Annotated in this window: 14 protein-coding genes; 7 read left to right on the top strand and 7 right to left on the bottom strand. The window is 65.4% G+C overall.

Annotation, left to right across the window (positions count from 1 at the left end; all coding sequences use genetic code 11):
• Positions 1-127 precede the first annotated feature (127 nt).
• Positions 128-1,279, top strand: a complete 1,152-nt coding sequence (locus G6N50_RS12235) for an acyl-CoA dehydrogenase family protein (protein WP_083094344.1) — start codon at positions 128-130, stop codon at positions 1,277-1,279.
• Between the two features lie 10 nt (positions 1,280-1,289).
• Complete coding sequence (locus tag G6N50_RS12230) at positions 1,290-2,534, top strand: acyl-CoA dehydrogenase family protein (RefSeq protein ID WP_083094238.1); 1,245 nt, start codon at positions 1,290-1,292, stop codon at positions 2,532-2,534.
• On the opposite strand, the gene G6N50_RS12225 is transcribed toward G6N50_RS12230, so the two are convergent.
• Positions 2,531-4,498 carry a SpoIIE family protein phosphatase gene (locus tag G6N50_RS12225; RefSeq protein ID WP_083094237.1) on the bottom strand — a complete coding sequence of 656 codons (1,968 nt, stop codon included), beginning with the start codon at positions 4,496-4,498 and terminating at the stop codon, positions 2,531-2,533. The two genes, G6N50_RS12230 and G6N50_RS12225, sit on opposite strands and share 4 nt — an antisense overlap.
• A gap of 258 nt (positions 4,499-4,756) precedes the next feature.
• Between G6N50_RS12225 and G6N50_RS12220 the strand changes: the two genes are divergently transcribed.
• Genes G6N50_RS12220 through G6N50_RS12210 form a run of 3 tightly spaced genes read left to right on the top strand, consistent with a single transcriptional unit; the run spans position 4,757 to position 7,085 of the window.
• A complete protein-coding gene (locus G6N50_RS12220) occupies positions 4,757-5,257 on the top strand; it encodes an oxidoreductase (protein ID WP_083094343.1) in 501 nt (166 codons plus the stop codon).
• A 12-nt stretch (positions 5,258-5,269) separates the two neighbouring features.
• Positions 5,270-6,760 (top strand): molybdopterin-dependent oxidoreductase, encoded by a 1,491-nt coding sequence (locus G6N50_RS12215; protein ID WP_083094236.1) that lies wholly within the window; start codon positions 5,270-5,272, stop codon positions 6,758-6,760.
• Between the two features lies 1 nt (position 6,761).
• Positions 6,762-7,085 carry a hypothetical protein gene (locus G6N50_RS12210; RefSeq protein WP_083094235.1) on the top strand — a complete coding sequence of 108 codons (324 nt, stop codon included), beginning with the start codon at positions 6,762-6,764 and terminating at the stop codon, positions 7,083-7,085.
• Here G6N50_RS12210 and G6N50_RS12205 read toward each other — a convergent pair.
• From G6N50_RS12205 to G6N50_RS12185, 5 genes are all read right to left on the bottom strand, one after another.
• Positions 7,033-7,401, bottom strand: a complete 369-nt coding sequence (locus tag G6N50_RS12205) for a hypothetical protein (RefSeq protein WP_083094234.1) — start codon at positions 7,399-7,401, stop codon at positions 7,033-7,035. The genes G6N50_RS12210 and G6N50_RS12205 overlap by 53 nt on opposite strands.
• Before the next feature lie 141 nt (positions 7,402-7,542).
• Positions 7,543-8,748 (bottom strand): amidohydrolase family protein, encoded by a 1,206-nt coding sequence (locus G6N50_RS12200; RefSeq protein ID WP_083094342.1) that lies wholly within the window; start codon positions 8,746-8,748, stop codon positions 7,543-7,545.
• 165 nt (positions 8,749-8,913) lie between these two features.
• Complete coding sequence (locus G6N50_RS12195; protein ID WP_083094233.1) at positions 8,914-9,945, bottom strand: hotdog fold thioesterase; 1,032 nt, start codon at positions 9,943-9,945, stop codon at positions 8,914-8,916.
• Positions 9,946-10,435: 490 nt separating this feature from the next.
• Complete coding sequence (locus tag G6N50_RS12190; RefSeq protein WP_142275482.1) at positions 10,436-10,717, bottom strand: SRPBCC family protein; 282 nt, start codon at positions 10,715-10,717, stop codon at positions 10,436-10,438.
• Between the two features lie 230 nt (positions 10,718-10,947).
• Positions 10,948-12,468: an HNH endonuclease signature motif containing protein gene (locus tag G6N50_RS12185; protein ID WP_083094231.1), complete on the bottom strand. Its 1,521-nt coding sequence runs from the start codon at positions 12,466-12,468 to the stop codon at positions 10,948-10,950.
• 290 nt (positions 12,469-12,758) lie between these two features.
• Here G6N50_RS12185 and G6N50_RS29360 point away from each other — a divergent pair, with 290 nt between their 5' ends.
• Together G6N50_RS29360 and G6N50_RS29355 are read left to right on the top strand one after the other, a co-directional pair.
• Positions 12,759-13,229 carry an IS110 family transposase gene (locus G6N50_RS29360; RefSeq protein ID WP_232068952.1) on the top strand — a complete coding sequence of 157 codons (471 nt, stop codon included), beginning with the start codon at positions 12,759-12,761 and terminating at the stop codon, positions 13,227-13,229.
• 43 nt (positions 13,230-13,272) lie between these two features.
• The gene (locus tag G6N50_RS29355; protein WP_232068951.1) at positions 13,273-13,974 is read left to right on the top strand and encodes a transposase; all 702 of its coding nucleotides are present in this window, start codon (positions 13,273-13,275) and stop codon (positions 13,972-13,974) included.
• 40 nt (positions 13,975-14,014) lie between these two features.
• On the opposite strand, the gene G6N50_RS12175 is transcribed toward G6N50_RS29355, so the two are convergent.
• Positions 14,015-15,514, bottom strand: a complete 1,500-nt coding sequence (locus tag G6N50_RS12175; RefSeq protein WP_083094230.1) for a class I adenylate-forming enzyme family protein — start codon at positions 15,512-15,514, stop codon at positions 14,015-14,017.
• Positions 15,515-15,622 lie beyond the last annotated feature (108 nt).

Here is a 15,622-nt window from a genome sequence, read left to right as displayed (position 1 = left end):
CGTATTGCGCGTTGCTAACATCGGAAATGCCAGCCAACCGAGGACCGGTCGGGCGGATGATCAAATATTCAAACCGTTTCCGTTGCAGCCGCAGCGATCGAATGTCAAGAAGGATCCCCTCGGCACCATGACCACCCTCGACTCTCCCGAAAAGATTCTTTTCACCTCGACCACCCAAGCCTTTCTGGAGAAGGAAGCGCCGCTGCGACGGGTGCGGGAGCTGCACGCCGCGGGTATGTCGTTCGACCCCGACTGGTGGCAGCGCGCCGCCGAGCTCGGCTGGACCGCCTTGCTCGTTCCGGAGGAGCTGGGCGGCGGAAGCGTCTCGGAAAACGGCTTCGCCGATCTGGCGATGGTCGCCGAACAACTCGGGAAGACGGTGGCGCCCGGACCGCTGTATCCGGTCAGCACCGTGCTGGCGGGCCTTGTCGAGTGCACAAACTCCGGCGAGCACGCCGACACCATCGAGGCGCTGATATCCGGTGAGACCGTGGCGTCGTGGGCGGTCTGCGAGCCGGGCCAGGGGTGGGCACCGCTGAATCCGTCGGTGACGGCCACCGAGACCGACTCCGGTTACCGCATCGACGGCATCAAGGACCGCGTCGAGGCGGGGGCCCAGAGTGCGGCGCTGCTGGTGGTGGCGCGCGGCGCCGCGAACGCCGGTGAGATTCGCCAGTTTCTGGTCCCGACGGACACGCCGGGCGTCCGGATCGAGCCCCAGCAGTCGGTCGATCTGGTCAAGCACTACGCCCGCGTGCACTTCGACGGTGTCGTGCTGCCACGCTCCGCGGCCGTCGGAAGCGCCGACGAGACCCCCGCGCTCGTCGATCGGCAAAGCCAGATCGCCCAGGTGCTGCAGTGCGCCGAGGTGACGGGCGCCCTGCAGACGGTGTTCGACCTCACCGTGCAGTGGGCGCTGGACCGACACACGTTCGGTCGTCCGCTGGCCTCGTATCAGGCCCTTAAACACAAGTTCGCCGACATGAAGCTCTGGCTGGAAGCCTGTCGCGCCACCACCGTGGCGGCGGTGGCCGACGTGGCCGCCTGCTCGCCGGAAGCGAACCTGTCGGCCAGCATCGCCAAGTCTTACGTCGGGGAGATGGCCGGCCAGATCGTGCAGGCGTGCGTGCAGATGCACGGCGGAATCGGTGTCACCTGGGAACACGACCTGCATCTGTATCTTCGTCGGGTCACCTTGTACCGCGGCATGTTTGGGACGCCGGAGGAGCACAATCTGCGCGTCTACGAGTTCGAGAAGGCGGGTCGTTCGGCGAAATGAAGAACACCAGATGACGTCGACGGAATCCGTTGCGGAATTCGCCGCGCGGGCCAGGGCATGGCTGGCGGACAACATGCCGCACGTCGACCGTGAGGCCCCGCCCGCCGCGCCGCGTGACGAGGAACGGTCGTGGTTGAGGGCTCGAGAACTGCAGAAGAGGTTGTATGACGGCGGATTCGCCGGCATCTGCTTTCCCCGCGAATACGGCGGCCTCGGGCTGGACTACGAATATCAAAAGGCATTCGACGTCGAATCCCTCGATTACGAAATGCCGTTGATCCTCAACACTCCGACGTTCACCATCTGCTGCGCCACGCTGCTGGACACCGGCAGCGAAGACCAGAAAAAGCAGCACATCGCCGCCGCGCTGCGTGGCGAGGAAGTCCTGGTGCAGTTGTTGAGTGAGCCGAGCGGCGGATCGGATCTGGCCGGGGTCCTCACCCGGGCCGAGCGGCATGGTGATCGTTGGATCATCAACGGCGCCAAGACCTGGAGCACGAGTGCGTTCGCCGCCGATTACGGCCTGTGTCTGGCCCGCACCAACTGGGACGTCCCTAAGCATGAGGGCCTGACGATGTTCCTGGTGCCCATCGCGCATCCGGGAATCACATTGCGGCACATCACGATGCTGAGCGGTTCCACCGAATTCTGCGAGGAGTTCCTGGACGGGGTCGACGTCGGAGATGACGCCGTCGTCGGGGAGGTCAACGGCGGCTGGGCGGTTGCGTCACGTCAGCTGTACCACGAACGCCGAGCCGTGGGGCAGGGATCCGAGTTCGCCAGCGGGAGCGGCAGCGAGGGTGGCACTGCGATTCCGGTCGATTACGTGGCCCTTGCGGAGAAGACCGGGCAAGCCGACGACGAACGCGTGCATGAGATGGCCGGTCGCGCCCTGGTGCATCGTGCGGTAGCCGAGCAATTGATCGGTCACGTGTACCGCAGCGTCAGGGACGGCGCGCTGCCGCCGGCCGCGGGAACGCTCATCAGGCTGTTCCACGCGGAGACCACTACGACAGATGTCGACACGGCCCTGGCGATCGCGGGCAGCGCCGGCGTGGTGGGGGAGCAGGGTGCCGGACTCGAAACGGGCCTGCGTTATCTGTCTCGGCAAACCGTCGCCATCGGCGGCGGCACAACGGAGATGGCCCGCAACGTCATCGGCGAGCGGGTGCTGGGCTTCCCCCGGGAATACGCCGCGGACCGCGGGGTGCCGTTCAACCAGGTGCGGCACGGCGAGCGGTCCGACCGGGTCTAACCCTCGGCGACCAGATTCTCGGCGAGGCCGCTGACCACCGGGATCTGCACCAGTGACAAGACGTGGTGCGCCGGGCTTCCCGGCGGAGCCACCAGTACGTACTCGCTGCCCTGTCGCTGCGCCCGTTCGCGGGCGGCAGCCAGCGCGCTGACGCCGGCCGATCCGAGCTGGGTGACAGCGCTGAGATCGACCGTCAACGGTGCCACGCCGGAACGGCTTTCGACCGCGATCTGCCGGTCCAGGGTGGATGCGGTGTTGGAGTCGACGTCGCCACTGACCACGATGCGGCCCGGTTCGCTGACCTCGGAGACGAATTCTGCGCTGACCGGCCGCCGACCGGTCGCCCGGCTGACCACCGAGTCCGCTATGAAATTCGCCGGCCGCGAAAGTTGGTGCGTCACACTGGCGGTCGTCCCCCCTGCGCCATGACTGACATGCGCCTCCGACACCAGGGCCTCGGCCATGGCGAGGCCGCGGCCCCGGCCCGTCTCGCCCTCGCGGTGATCCTTCCACCGCCCACGGTCGCGCACCGACGCGTGCAGGTTGCCATCGCCGGACAGCGTCGCCTCGACGACAACGCCGTCGGTGACCTCGGCCGCATAACCATGTTCGACCGCGTTCTCGACGAACTCCGAGATCGCGTGCACCACATCGGATATGTCGTCGGCGTCGGCGCCGATCTCCGACAGCCACTCTCGCAGGCGGGTGCGCACGGTGCGCGCGGCACGGATCGTCGCGTCCAGTGTCAGGTGCAGTGGTGCGGGTGGCGTCCTGCGTTGTGCGGCAAGAAGTGTCACGTCGTCGCTGTAGCCGGTCGAGCGCAGCAGCAATTCCAGAGTCTCCGAACAGATGCGGTCGATCGGCCGCACCGACGACTCGATGACGAAGCCGCGCTGGCCGCCGACGATATTCGCGGCCAGCTCGGCGAATTCGGCGGTGCTGGCGCCCAGGGGCCGGCCGGGTCTTTCGATCAGGCCGTCGGTGTACAGCAGGATCGAGTCGCCCACGTCGAGGAATTCCGTGCGTACCGGGAAGCCGGTGCCGCTGCCGAGCGGACCCGCACCGGACGGCTCGAGATAGCGTGCGGTGGCGTCCGCCGTCACCAGCAGCGGGGGCGGGTGTCCGGCGGTGCAGTAGCGGAATTCGCCGGTGCCGAAGTCGAGCGAGGCGACGCAGATCGTGGCCGTGTTCGACCCGGGGACGTGCTTGCGGAATCGGTCGACGGCCTCGAGCGCCGCGGCAATCGGATATCCCGCCACGACCTGCATCCGCAGCGCGGTCCGCAGCTGCGACATCACCGCGGCCGCTTCGACGCCGTGGCCGACGACGTCACCGACGACGAGCACCAGCCGGTCGCCGAGGGGTATCGCGTCGAACCAGTCGCCACCAGCCGCGGTGTCCTCTGCGGCCACCAGATACTGCGCGGTCACGTCGGCGCCGGGAATGACCGGCACCGACGGTGCCAGCAGCGCCTGCTGCATGACGGTGGCGGAGTCGCGGACGTTGCGGTAACGCTCGGACAGCTCCTCGAGGCGGGCTTCGGCGGCCATCCGCGTTTGCACCCGGGTGGTCACGTCGACGAAGGCCAGCTGGACGCCCTCGATCGAGCCGTCCTCCGCGCGGCGCGGCGTGACGATGAAGTCGAAGAAGTGTTCCTGTGCTTGCCCGGTGCCATCGAAGTCCGCCTGTACCCGCCATTCCGTGCCCGACTGCGGTTCGCCCGTCTGATACACCCGGTCGAACATCTGGATGATTTCCTGGCTCTCCAGCTCGGGGTAGATGTCGCGGACAAATAGCCCGATGGAGTCAATCGGCGGACTGAGCGTGCGGTAAGCCGCATTGACCGCGACAAATCGGTGGTCGGGCCCCTCGAGCCCGACCAAGAGCGCGGGGACGTTCTCGAAGACGCGGCGTACGTCGTCCGCCGCGCCGACGGTTCTGTCCCAGTCCTTTTCGGCCGCCATTTGGCCGTTCCTCCTAGCAGCCCCGAAGGCCCCGCAAAGCGGGGCTGAGTCGAAAACCGGGTCAAATGGGCTGACCTAATTGCACACGTAGATGTTCACATTAGCAATCAATCCGGCATACGCATTGCAATGGTTTGGTACCCGTCGGATTGGTGTCGCCGAATTCGCGGAGAAATGCGATTGACGGCGGCGAAAAGCGGGGTCAGCTAACCCCACAGCGGCCCGTTTGCGGATGTGCGCGGCGGGTACCACGCAATCGTGGCCGATCTTGTGGCACGACACGCGACGGGGTTCTGGCGGCGCCTCCTGTCGTCGCCGGCGCTCACCCTGAACGGCTGGGTGGCGTTCAACCTGCCGCGCACGGTGACCGCGCTGGGCGGGGCGCTGCTGACCGGTCTGGTGGCGGTGCACGTCTACACGCTGACCGCCGAGCCTGACCCGCCCCGGTACTTCGTTGCCTACGTGCTGGTGCTGGCGGCCGCGTGTCTGATCGCAGCGAGCGCGATGCTGGTCGGCATCAAACCGTCTGTGCCCCAGGCTGGCTGGTTTCTCGGCAGTTTGGTCTGCGTGGCTTTTCTCGGCGTGTATCTGGTCACTCGGTGGGTCAGTCTGCCCGGGCTCGCCACGGTGACCGCCCGATGGGACTTCGCGCCCGGAACATTGGGAATGGCTAGCGCGGCAGCGTTCATCGCCGTGCATACGACCGTGTTGTCGGGCATCAACGTCGCCTACCCGCAACGGCAGCAGTGGTATGACTGACGGAGCCCGGGCATGACGACGTTGGATTATCCGGTATGGCTGCGCGTCGATCATTGGCTGAACGTCTTGTTTGTGACGCTGATTCTGCGCAGTGGTATCGAGATTTTGGCCACCCACCCAAAGTTGTACTGGAACGACGACAGCAAGCCGGGCACGGAGTGGGCACGCTTCACCCGAAAGGTGATGCCGCGGGACAGGCTCTACGACACCCTCGACGAAGAAGAGGACTACAGCCCGTTCATTTCGCTGCCCGGGCGCGCGCAGCTGGGTGTGGGCCGTCACTGGCACTTCTTTGTGGTCATCGGCTGGATTCTGCTGGGCCTGTCGTACTACATCCTGTTGTTCGCCACCGGCCAATGGCACCGGTACTGGCCGGCTTCCTGGTCGATCTTCCCCGAAGCGTGGGACGACATCGTCACCTACCTGACGTTCAACTTGCCGCCGGTGTTGCCAGGTGAGCCGCTGGACGCCATGCAGAAGCTGACCTATGCCGGGGTCATCTTCGTCCTGGCGCCGTTCCAGATCCTGACCGGAGCCGCTCAGTCCCCGGCGATCGAGGCGCGGTTCCCGTGGTACGTGCAAATGTGGGGCGGTCGGCAATGGGCCCGAAGCCTGCATTTCCTGGGGCTGATCGCATTTCTGGCCTTCATCGTGATTCATCTATCGATGATTTTCTTCTGGGGCTGGGGCAGGCTAACCGCGGCAATGATTTTCGGCGCCGTCCGTAACACGCACTGGGCGACCGCGATCTCCCTTCTGATCATCGCGGCGATCATCGCCGTCCATGTCGCGGCGACGATCTGGAGTCTGCGCAACCCACGGTCGGTGCAGCGCGTGCTGGGGGCGGTGGTCACCGCGGCCCGACTACTGCTGCTGCGGCCACTGAACTCACGGCAGAACTATCCCGCGCACAAGATTTCCAAGCAGCACCGCATCAACGGAAAGCCGCCCACCAGCACGGAATACAAGGTGATGGCGGTGCACAACTTCGTGGACTGGCGACTTCGGGTCGGCGGCCTGGTGGAGAACCCGGTGACCCTGGACCTCGGTGCGCTGCGCGCGCTGGCCGAGTCCGAAACGCAATGTGTGATGCACAATTGCGTGCAGGGCTGGACCAGCATCGGCGAATGGACCGGGGTTCATCTGCATCAGCTGGTGGACCTGGTGCGGCCGCTGCCGCAGGCGCGGTACATCTGCTTTTTGACCATGCAGGACAACAGCACCGACGAGCCGGCATCGCACGGCGGCGGCCAGTTTTATGAGGTGCTGGACCTCGAATTCGCCGACAAGCCGCAGACCCTGCTGGCCTATGAAATGAACGGCGCGCCGTTGCCGATCCAACACGGTGCGCCCTTGCGCCTGCGGGTGGAAACCCAGGTGGGTTTCAAGATGGCCAAGTGGATCAACCAGATCGAATTCGTCGAGGACTACGCCGGGATCGGCATGGGTACGGGCGGCTGGCGCGAGGATCGCGTCTACTACGACAAGGACGTGGAGATCTGAGATGGCCGAAACAGCGACCGACGGGGTGAGGGTACGCCCCGAGCTGATCAGCTTGGAGACGGTGGCCCGCCATCGCGTTCTCGAACAGGTCGCGGCGAAGGGCGGCCATTGTGAAGCCTGCGGCGCAACCGATTTCGCCGTAGGCGACGCCCTCTACCTCGGCTTCCTGTTTTTGAACGAGGAGGCCGATGCCTACATGGTCGCGCTGACTTGCCGCAATCCGAGCTGTTCCAAGCCGCGAACCGCGATCAGGTTGCGCGACAACGAGTTTCTCACCTACGCAGGAACCGACTCGGGCGCTTCCGGGCCTGACGCCCACCGCTAGCCTGACCGTCCGTGGAGCCCGGAAGCTGCGGCCGGGCCAGGTCGAAACGGTCTATCAGAGGGGACAATTCGCGTAGCTGATCGCACAGCGACTGAAACCGGCGCTGATCGTCGTCAGCGAGGCGGCCCAGCGAACTGTAATGCGCCACCCGGGGTAGCCGTCCCGCAAGCGCGGTACCCCACCTGATGCTGAGGTCATAGATCTCTTCGTCGTCGACGTCGTCACGCTGTCCGAGTTGTCGCAGCGCTTCGATCTGCTCGGTGACAAATGCGACGTCGTCATCGATGCTGACCGGGGTCCCGTCGTGCGGTGCCACGCTCGTCTGCCCTCCATCCGCCGGAGACTCGTCGACGCGATGGGCGCACGGACGTGTGATCGCGCGCGAAGCCGTCGACGGTTATGCCGACGAGTACCCTCCGGCCGTCCGGCTACACCCATCCGGCGGGTCAGGCCGGGGTCAGGCCGAGACCGGCTTTTTGGCCGGCGCGGAAACCTTCATGAGCTTCATCAGGTTGCCGCCCATGATCTTGGCGATGTCCTCTTCGGAGAAGTCGCTCAGCTCGTCGACGAAGGAGATGGGGTCCTTCAGGCCCTCGGGGTGCGGCCAGTCGGAGCCGAACAGCACCCGGTCGGTGCCCACCATGTTGACGATCTCGGTGAACCGGTCCTCCCAGAACGGGGTGATGTACACGCACCGCTTGAACGCCTCGATCGGGTCCTCGAGGAATGCTTGGGGCATCTTCTTGTAGACGCCTTTGAGGCCTTTGAACAGGTCCGGCACCCAGTCGGCGCCATTTTCGATCGACAGGATCCGCAGCTCGGGGTTGCGTGACAGTGCGCCGTGGCACACCAGCGCACCCATGGCGTCCAGGATCGGCCGGTGGCCCATCGCGAAGCTGCGGAAAGCGGTCGGCTTGAACGGCAGGAACTCGTCGCCGGGCTCCCACACGTTCGCGAATTCGGAGTAACCGCTGTCCGAGGCGTGCATCGAGACCGGGATCTCGGCCTTGATGCAGGCCTGCCAGAACGGGTCGAACTCCTCGAGCCCAAAGGATCGGCTGCCCTTGAAGCCGGGCACCGGCGCCGGGCGAACCAGCACGGTGCGGGCGCCGCGCTCGAGGCACCACCGGAGCTCTTCCAGTGCGCGGTCGACGATCGGCAGCGTGATCACCGGGGTGGCGAAGATGCGGTCCTGGTAGTTGAACGTCCACTGCTCGTGCATCCACTCGTTGAGCGCGTGGATGACGTCGTGGGTCATCTCCGGGTCGTCCTTCATCCGCTCCTCGACGAGGCTGGCCAGGGTCGGGAACATCAGGGCGTAGTCGATGCCGAGCTCATCCATGACCTCAAGCCGCGCGCCCGGTTCGCGGAACGCGGGGATGGACTTCATCGGCTCGCCGAGGATCTCGCGGTAGGTCTTGCCCTGCGCGCCGTTGCGGAAGTAGTCCTCCTGGGCGCCCGGCTTGGCGACCTTCTCGAAGGTCGGGTTGGGGATGTACTCGCTGATGTGGCCGCGCACGACGATCTTGGTGCGACCGCGAACCTGCACGTAGTCGATGACGTTCTTGCGCTTCTCCGGGAGGTACTTGGTCAGCGCTTCCTGCGGCTCGTACATGTGGTTGTCGGCGTCGAACACGGGGAAGGAAAGTTCGCGAGAGGGCATGGCGATCTCCTTGCAGAAGTCCTGATTCTCACTGTGTGGTAATGACGTTACCACTTTGGTCCGGTCGCGTGTAGCGCCCTCAACCGGCTCGGTCGCGCTGAACGTCACGCTGGCGTGACGTTCGATGGCGGCTGCCACGCTGGCGTGACGCTCGCCGTCGTCGGCTCAGGCGTCCGGCCAGCTCGGCAGCTTGGGTGTGGCCCCCTCGATCACGGCGAAATTGACGGTCGCCGTCGCCAACAGCTCGTCGTCGCAGTCACCGTAGATGTCGATTTGCATGACCATCGCTCGCCGACCGGAGCGCAACATCCGGGGCACTGCGAACGCCACGCCCTGCCGGATCGGTCGCAGGTAGCGGATGAACAGATCGGCGGTGGTCATCGTGGTGCCCGGCTGCAGGTAGCTCAGCCCGAATTGTCCGCCCGCCACATCGACGAGCGTGGCGATCAGGCCGCCCTGTAACGCGCCCGAGGTGTTGACGACCGCGGGACTGACCGGCATGGTCATGGCGAATTCGCCGTTGCGGATGCTCGGGCGCATGCCGATCTGACTGAACAGCTCGCCCAGCGACGGGGCGGCCGATTCCTCGTCGGTGTCGCGGATGCCCAGGGCGCGGCTGCAGAAGTCATAGAGCTGGCCGTCATCGACCGGTGTTCCGTTCAATTCCGAGCCCAGCCAATGCAATCGCTGCGCACCCATCACCGTCTGCATCACGATGGCGGCCGACGCGCCGACGTCCAATCCGGGGTTGAAGACGCCCTCGGTGATGCCCTGACCGACGATGTCGCGGATCAGGCCGTGCAGGGGAGAGAGCACCCGGGCGTATTCGCGGGGCCGGGTCTCGGCCAGGTGCTGGTTGTAGAGGGTCAACGCGCGGTTGAGGCTGTGCTGGGTGCTCGACTCCGGTTGCTGGCTGAGTCGGTCGATGAGCAATTTCAGTGCCGAGGTGCTGTCCAGGCCAGTGGTTTCGGCGCGCCACGTCTGCACCGATTGGGCGATGGTTCGATCGAACAGCGCCAGCAGTAGCTCGTCCTTGCTGCTGAAGTGTTGGTAGAAAGCCCGCAGCGACGTCTTCGAGCGGGCGACCACCTCTTGCACGGTGAAGTCGGTGCGTCCCGTTTCGCCCAGTATCGCCACGGCGGTCTTGATGAACCGGTCGCCGCGCGGTATCTCAACGTCGTCGCTGGGGTCGGCCATGAGCGATTGGTCCTCTTCCATAGGGCGCTGCGCGCTATGAGAATGAGGTTACCGCGCGTCACCACCGGCTGTGACAAGACGGTGCCGGCCGAGCTATGCGCTTGTTGGGATTGATAGCGGAATGGCCCTTGTGTCCTTGTCAGGAGTACACCGCCCGAGGCGGGGCGGGCAGAAAGGGAAACCCGTCATGGCAACCAATCGGATCATCGCCCCCCGCATGCTGGGGTTGGGCGGTGTAGCGATCCTGGCTTTGGTCTGGCCGCACCCGCTCGGGCCGACCCGTCCTATTGGCACTATTGCCCAGGGCATTGGCAGTACACCGTTCCGGTTCCGGCGGGAACCGACATGAGCGTGTGCCATTGGTTCGCCGTTACCGTTGTTCGCGGTCCGTCGGGCCCGGTCTACAACTTCGTCGAAGTTGATCAGTCCCAAGTGCCTGCGCCCGCGCCTGGCTTCCCTTGCCCATGAAAGTAACTGGGAAGGGCCAATTTCACTCGCGGGGTGCGCGCTCTGCCTCGTGGGCCAGGGCCTCGGCCAGGCGCGCATAGGACGCGCCAATCCTGGACTGCATGAAATTTCCGAAGCCGGGGATGCGCGGTGTGCACCTCACGGTCCATATGATGCGGCACCCGTTCGGGTGATCTTCGATGCGGATATCGCCCCGGTAATCCTTCAGCCCCATATACCAAGGAAGTGATGCGACATAGGCCTGATGACATGGTCGCGTTCCATCGACGATCGTGTCGCGAATCACGCTGTGTCCGATGCGCATTCACCTGATGCCACCCCTCTCGGTGTCGGGCTCTCCGGGCCGTTCCCATGATGCGGCGGACACTGTTGGCAGGAAATCTGACCAACGCTCGACATCCATGAGTACGTCGCATACCGCTACAGGTTTCGCGGTCGACAGCTGTTCGGCCCGGCGTGACAAGGACCTACTCATGCTGCCGAAACGTAATACAGGAGCCCGGCTCCACGCGGTGATTCGGGCGAATCCCTCGCTCAGAATGGCGGCGGGTCGTCATCGCCGTCGCCCGGTGGGGCGGGGCCGGGTGACGCGGCGTGCTGTGCGGATTGGCGGGCTTGACGTACTGCGCGGTTATGCCGGCGCTCGTCGGCAATGTACTTCGCGCGGTTCTCGGCGCGGGTGCGCCGCCGCCTGGGCATCATGGCGGTCCGATCGGTAACGCGATCGCGCTGGCGCGGCTGGGCTATCTCACCAGTTGGTGCGCATAAGGACGGAAACAACAGCGCACTGCCCGGCGTGGTCACGTAGGTGTCCCCCGACGGGGAGCGCCAGATCACCGTTCCGTTGGCCAGCTGCTGATCCTGCCATCCCCAGAAGGTTTTGATCAGATGATGTTGGCGACAAAGACATTTCAGGTTGGATGCGTGCGTCGGGCCGCCCTGAGAGTGGGGAATCGTGTGGTCGAGATCGGCTTCGGTGGCGGGGCAGTCACAGCCGGGGAAGCGGCAGGTTAAGTCGCGGCAGCGCACGAAGTCGGCCAGCGTCTGCGAAGGGACATACCCGCGCTCAGGCGATGCTATCCCGGGATGCACCAGCGGTCGCAGTCGCGACGAGTCGGCAAGCTGCGCAACCAACTCCGCAGGGATCAGCACGTCGGTGCCGACGATCGCGCCAGGGTCTGGCGCGGCGCCGTCAACGGTGGACTGATTGGCCACTACGTGGATCACGACCGGGCCGGGCACCGGGCTCGCACCGGCGGAACAATTCGGCTGCCCGCAGCGGCACTGCAGACTTTCGGCTCCGGCCGCCAACGCCCCCATCGCATCGGCGCGACGCTGCTGCAGAGTTCGCGGGTCGCTTTCACAAACGGTGCCGGCCAAGGCATTCAGCCGGGCGTCCACGGCGTGGGCATCGGTGGCGAACAGTCTTGCGTGAACCTCCGACAGGCCGTCGCCCCCGTCCCAAATGGAGAACTCACGACTCGCTTGCTGCTCGCGGCGACGCCGGACCGCGTCGCGGTCGGCCCGGGCCACGACCCGGTCCACCGCGGCGGCCAGTCGTGAGCGCGTCATCGTCGGCCATCGTTGGACCCTCAACGCGAGCGCAGTATCGACCGCGGCCATCACCTCGGCATCGTCGATCAAGTCGGTGCGGAACACGATCGTCTGGAACGCCGAATAACTGATGTCACCGGAAACCAACGCGGAGCCCACTTTTGGTAGGCGATTGCGCATGGCGCGCGAGTAGTTGAGGTAACTCGACGCCTGCGCGTGGCTTATTTCCAGCGCCGCTGCGATCTCTGCGGATATGGAATCCCACGTGTCGGTCCACCAGGTCTCGCGTTCCCCGTACTGGCGCAGCCGCAGCGTATCGAGTTCGCCAATTGCCGCCAGTCGCTCACCGGCCGCCTGGTTCTCCGCACGCGACCACGAACAGATCCGTTCCAGCAAGGCCGCCGACTCCGGCGTCGAAGCCGGATAGAGGCGCTCGAACATCGCGTCCAACCGCGTGATCACCTCGGGCGGAGACCCGCGACCCCCAGTCGATTCGAACATACATTCGACTATAGGTCGCCGGTCCGACATTGATTTTGTTCAACTGGTTCGGGTGAGGATGGTCTTGCCCGTTCGCCGTTGGTGATGGCCCTCGCTCCGACTGACGCCCTGTTGGGTTGTCCTCCAATTGATTTGTCTCACCAGCGACGAGCGGGCAAGCACCGCCAGAGAGCCCGGTGGGGCGGACATGACCTAATCAGGAGCCTGGTCGTTCCTCATCAATGTCTTGTCTGCCCGCCCCGCCGGGTTGTCATCACCGCGACATCACCTTCGGAGAGGACACCACCATCGTGACATCCCCACGGCGCATCGTCATCGGCGTCGACACCCACCTGGACACCATCCACGTTGCGGCCATCACCGATACCTGCCGACCCCTCAGCGACGCCGAATTCCGCACCAACCCGACCGGGTACTACATCGCCGTCCAGTGGGCACGAAGCTTGGGGGAAGTCCTGATCGCCGGCGTTGAGGGTACCAGCAGCTACGGCGCCGGATTCACTCAAGCATTGCAGGACAATAACATTCACGTCATCGAGGTCAACCGCCCCGACCGCGCCGCCCGTCGTCGCCAGGGCAAATCCGACCCTCTGGACGCTTATTGCGCCGCCTGCGCGGTGCTGGCTGGCCATGGCCTGACTGTCCCCAAAGACCCCAACACCGGCGCACTGCGCGCTGCTGACCGCGCGCCGCGGCGCCGTCAAAGCCCGTACCGCGGCCATCCAGCAGATCAAAGATCTGCTCATCACCGCACCGGCTGACCTTCGCGAACGCTATCGCCGCTACACCACCACGCTCAGGCTGGTGCAAGCTCTGTTGACGTGCCAGCCGACCGCGCATGACGATGCGACCACGGTCGCGGTGCTGATCGCCTGCAAAGCTTTGGCTCAGCGCATCGAGTTCCTCGAACGCCAAACCGACGATCTGACCGCCCAGATCGACACGCTGACCACCCGCCTCAATCCCGCTCTCCGGGCCGCTTTCGGGGTGGGCCCCGACACCGCCGCTCAATTGCTCATCACCGCTGGCACCAACACCGACCGACTGCGCAGCGAAGCCGCGTTCGCCAAGCTCAGCGGTGCTGCCCCGATTCCGGCCTCCTCCGGGAAAACAACCAGACACCGGCTCTGCCGAGGCGGCGACCGTGCCGCCAACAATGCCCTGCACCGCATCGCCCTGGTCCGCTGGTCGCATGACCCACGCACCCGCGACTACATCACCCGCCAACTGGCCGCCGGTCGCTCCAACAAAGACATCCTGCGTCTGCTCAAACGCGCCATCGCCCGCGAGATGTTCAAACACCTCACCGCGCCCTGCCCAATCGACGACTACAGCGACCTACGCCCCACCCGACAAGCCAGAAACATCACCCTGACCAGCGCCGCAGCACACTTCGGCGTCTGGCCCAACGACATCTCCCGACTCGAACGCGGACTCAAACGCGACGACACCCTCGCCGCGAACTACCGAAGGTGGCTAAACAACCAGGTCATCGACGCCGCTTGACCCCGTAACACAGATAGGAGCATCACCCGGCTCCGAGCGCTCAGCCGCCCCGCGCTTCGATCATCGCCGAGCGGTTGACCTTGGTCGCCGCGGTGCGGGGAATCGCGTCGACGAATTCGACGGTCTTGGGGGCCTTGTAGTGAGCCAGCCGGCCCTTCGCGTACTCGATCACCTGTTGTTCGGTCAGCGGTGCGCCCTCCGCGGCCTCAATCACCGCATGCACCCGGCGTCCCCACTGCGTATCGGACAACCCGATGACCACCACGTCGGCGATGTGGGGGTGGCCGGCGAGCGCCGACTCGACCTCGGCTGGAAAGACGTTGGCTCCGCCGGTGACGATCATGTCGACGCGGCGATCGACGATGTAGAGGAAGCCGTCCTCGTCGAGGTGGCCGATGTCGCCCGCGGAGCGGAAGCCGTCCTCGGTCGAAGGCAGCGGTGCCGCACCACCCAGGTAGCGGGATCCCGCACTCATCGGTGCGCGCAGGTATATCTCGCCGTGTTCACCGGGGCCAAGCGGTTTCCTTGCGGCGTCGAGAATGCGAATCTCGGTCTCCCGGAAACCGCGGCCCACACTGCCCGGATGAGCGAGCCACTCGTCGCCCCGCAGCGCGGTGAGCCCGAGGTTCTCCGTCATGCCGTACGCCGACACGATCTGCTCCGGGCTCAGCAGTTCAAACCAGGTGTGCATCAGCGACGGCGGCATCACAGCGGCGCCCTGCAGGATGAAGACGACGCTGGACAGGTCTCGCTGCCGAACGTCGGGCCGGGCCGCGATGCGCGCCAGCATCGTGGGCGTGGCCGTGAAGTTGGTGATCCGAAATCGTTCGATCACATCCAACACCAGTGCGGCGTCGAACTTTTCGAGGATGACAAGGTGGTCGCCGGCCAGCAGGAAGAAGAAGGTGGCGAAGCCGTTGGTGTGATACATGGGCGCGGGCACCATGATGGTCTGCGGCTGCGCCACCGGCGTCCAGTTCGACAGGAACGGCTCGCCGTGCTGAGGCGTCCACAGCGACGGTGCCAAGCTGAGGATCACTTTGGGGACGCCGGTCGAACCGCTGCTGCAGATGCCGTTGACATGCGGGGAAACGACGGGGGGCAGCGGGCTTGCGGACTCGCCGGCGGCGCAGGTCTCCAATTCCCACCGTGTCTTTTCGTCGACGACGACGGCGGGGTCGATTACGTCGCGCACCCGGTCCCGCTCCCATTCGGGGAGATCCCAGTGCATGGGGACGGGAACCGCGCCGATCTTCCAGCACCCGAGAGTCGCCAGTACCAGATGCACCGAGTTCGGAATGGCCAGTGCCACAAGGGAACCCTTTTGCGCTCCTTTGCCGGCCAGTGCCCGGCCCCACTGGTTGGCGCGGGCATCGAGTTCACCGAAGGTCAGCGAGGTCGCGCTGCCGTCGAGCGCGACAATCGTCACCCCGAGATCGTCGCGCCGCTCCTCGGCGAGCTGTTGCAGCTTGATCCCGAACGGGATCCCGTCCTCGAGCGGGTTGGGTGTCACCGCGGCCGCGACGGGTTCGGTGGTCATCTGCGCCGCTCCTCCTCATCGCGTTGCTCTGCATCGTCGCGGGCGGTGGTCATCTGCGCCGCTCCTCCTCATCGCGTTGCTCTGCATCGTCGCGGGCGGTGGTCATCT

The organism is Mycobacterium mantenii, assembly GCF_010731775.1.
Classification (GTDB): Bacteria; Actinomycetota; Actinomycetes; order Mycobacteriales; family Mycobacteriaceae; genus Mycobacterium; species Mycobacterium mantenii.
This window is presented reverse-complemented; position numbering and strand designations above follow the sequence as displayed.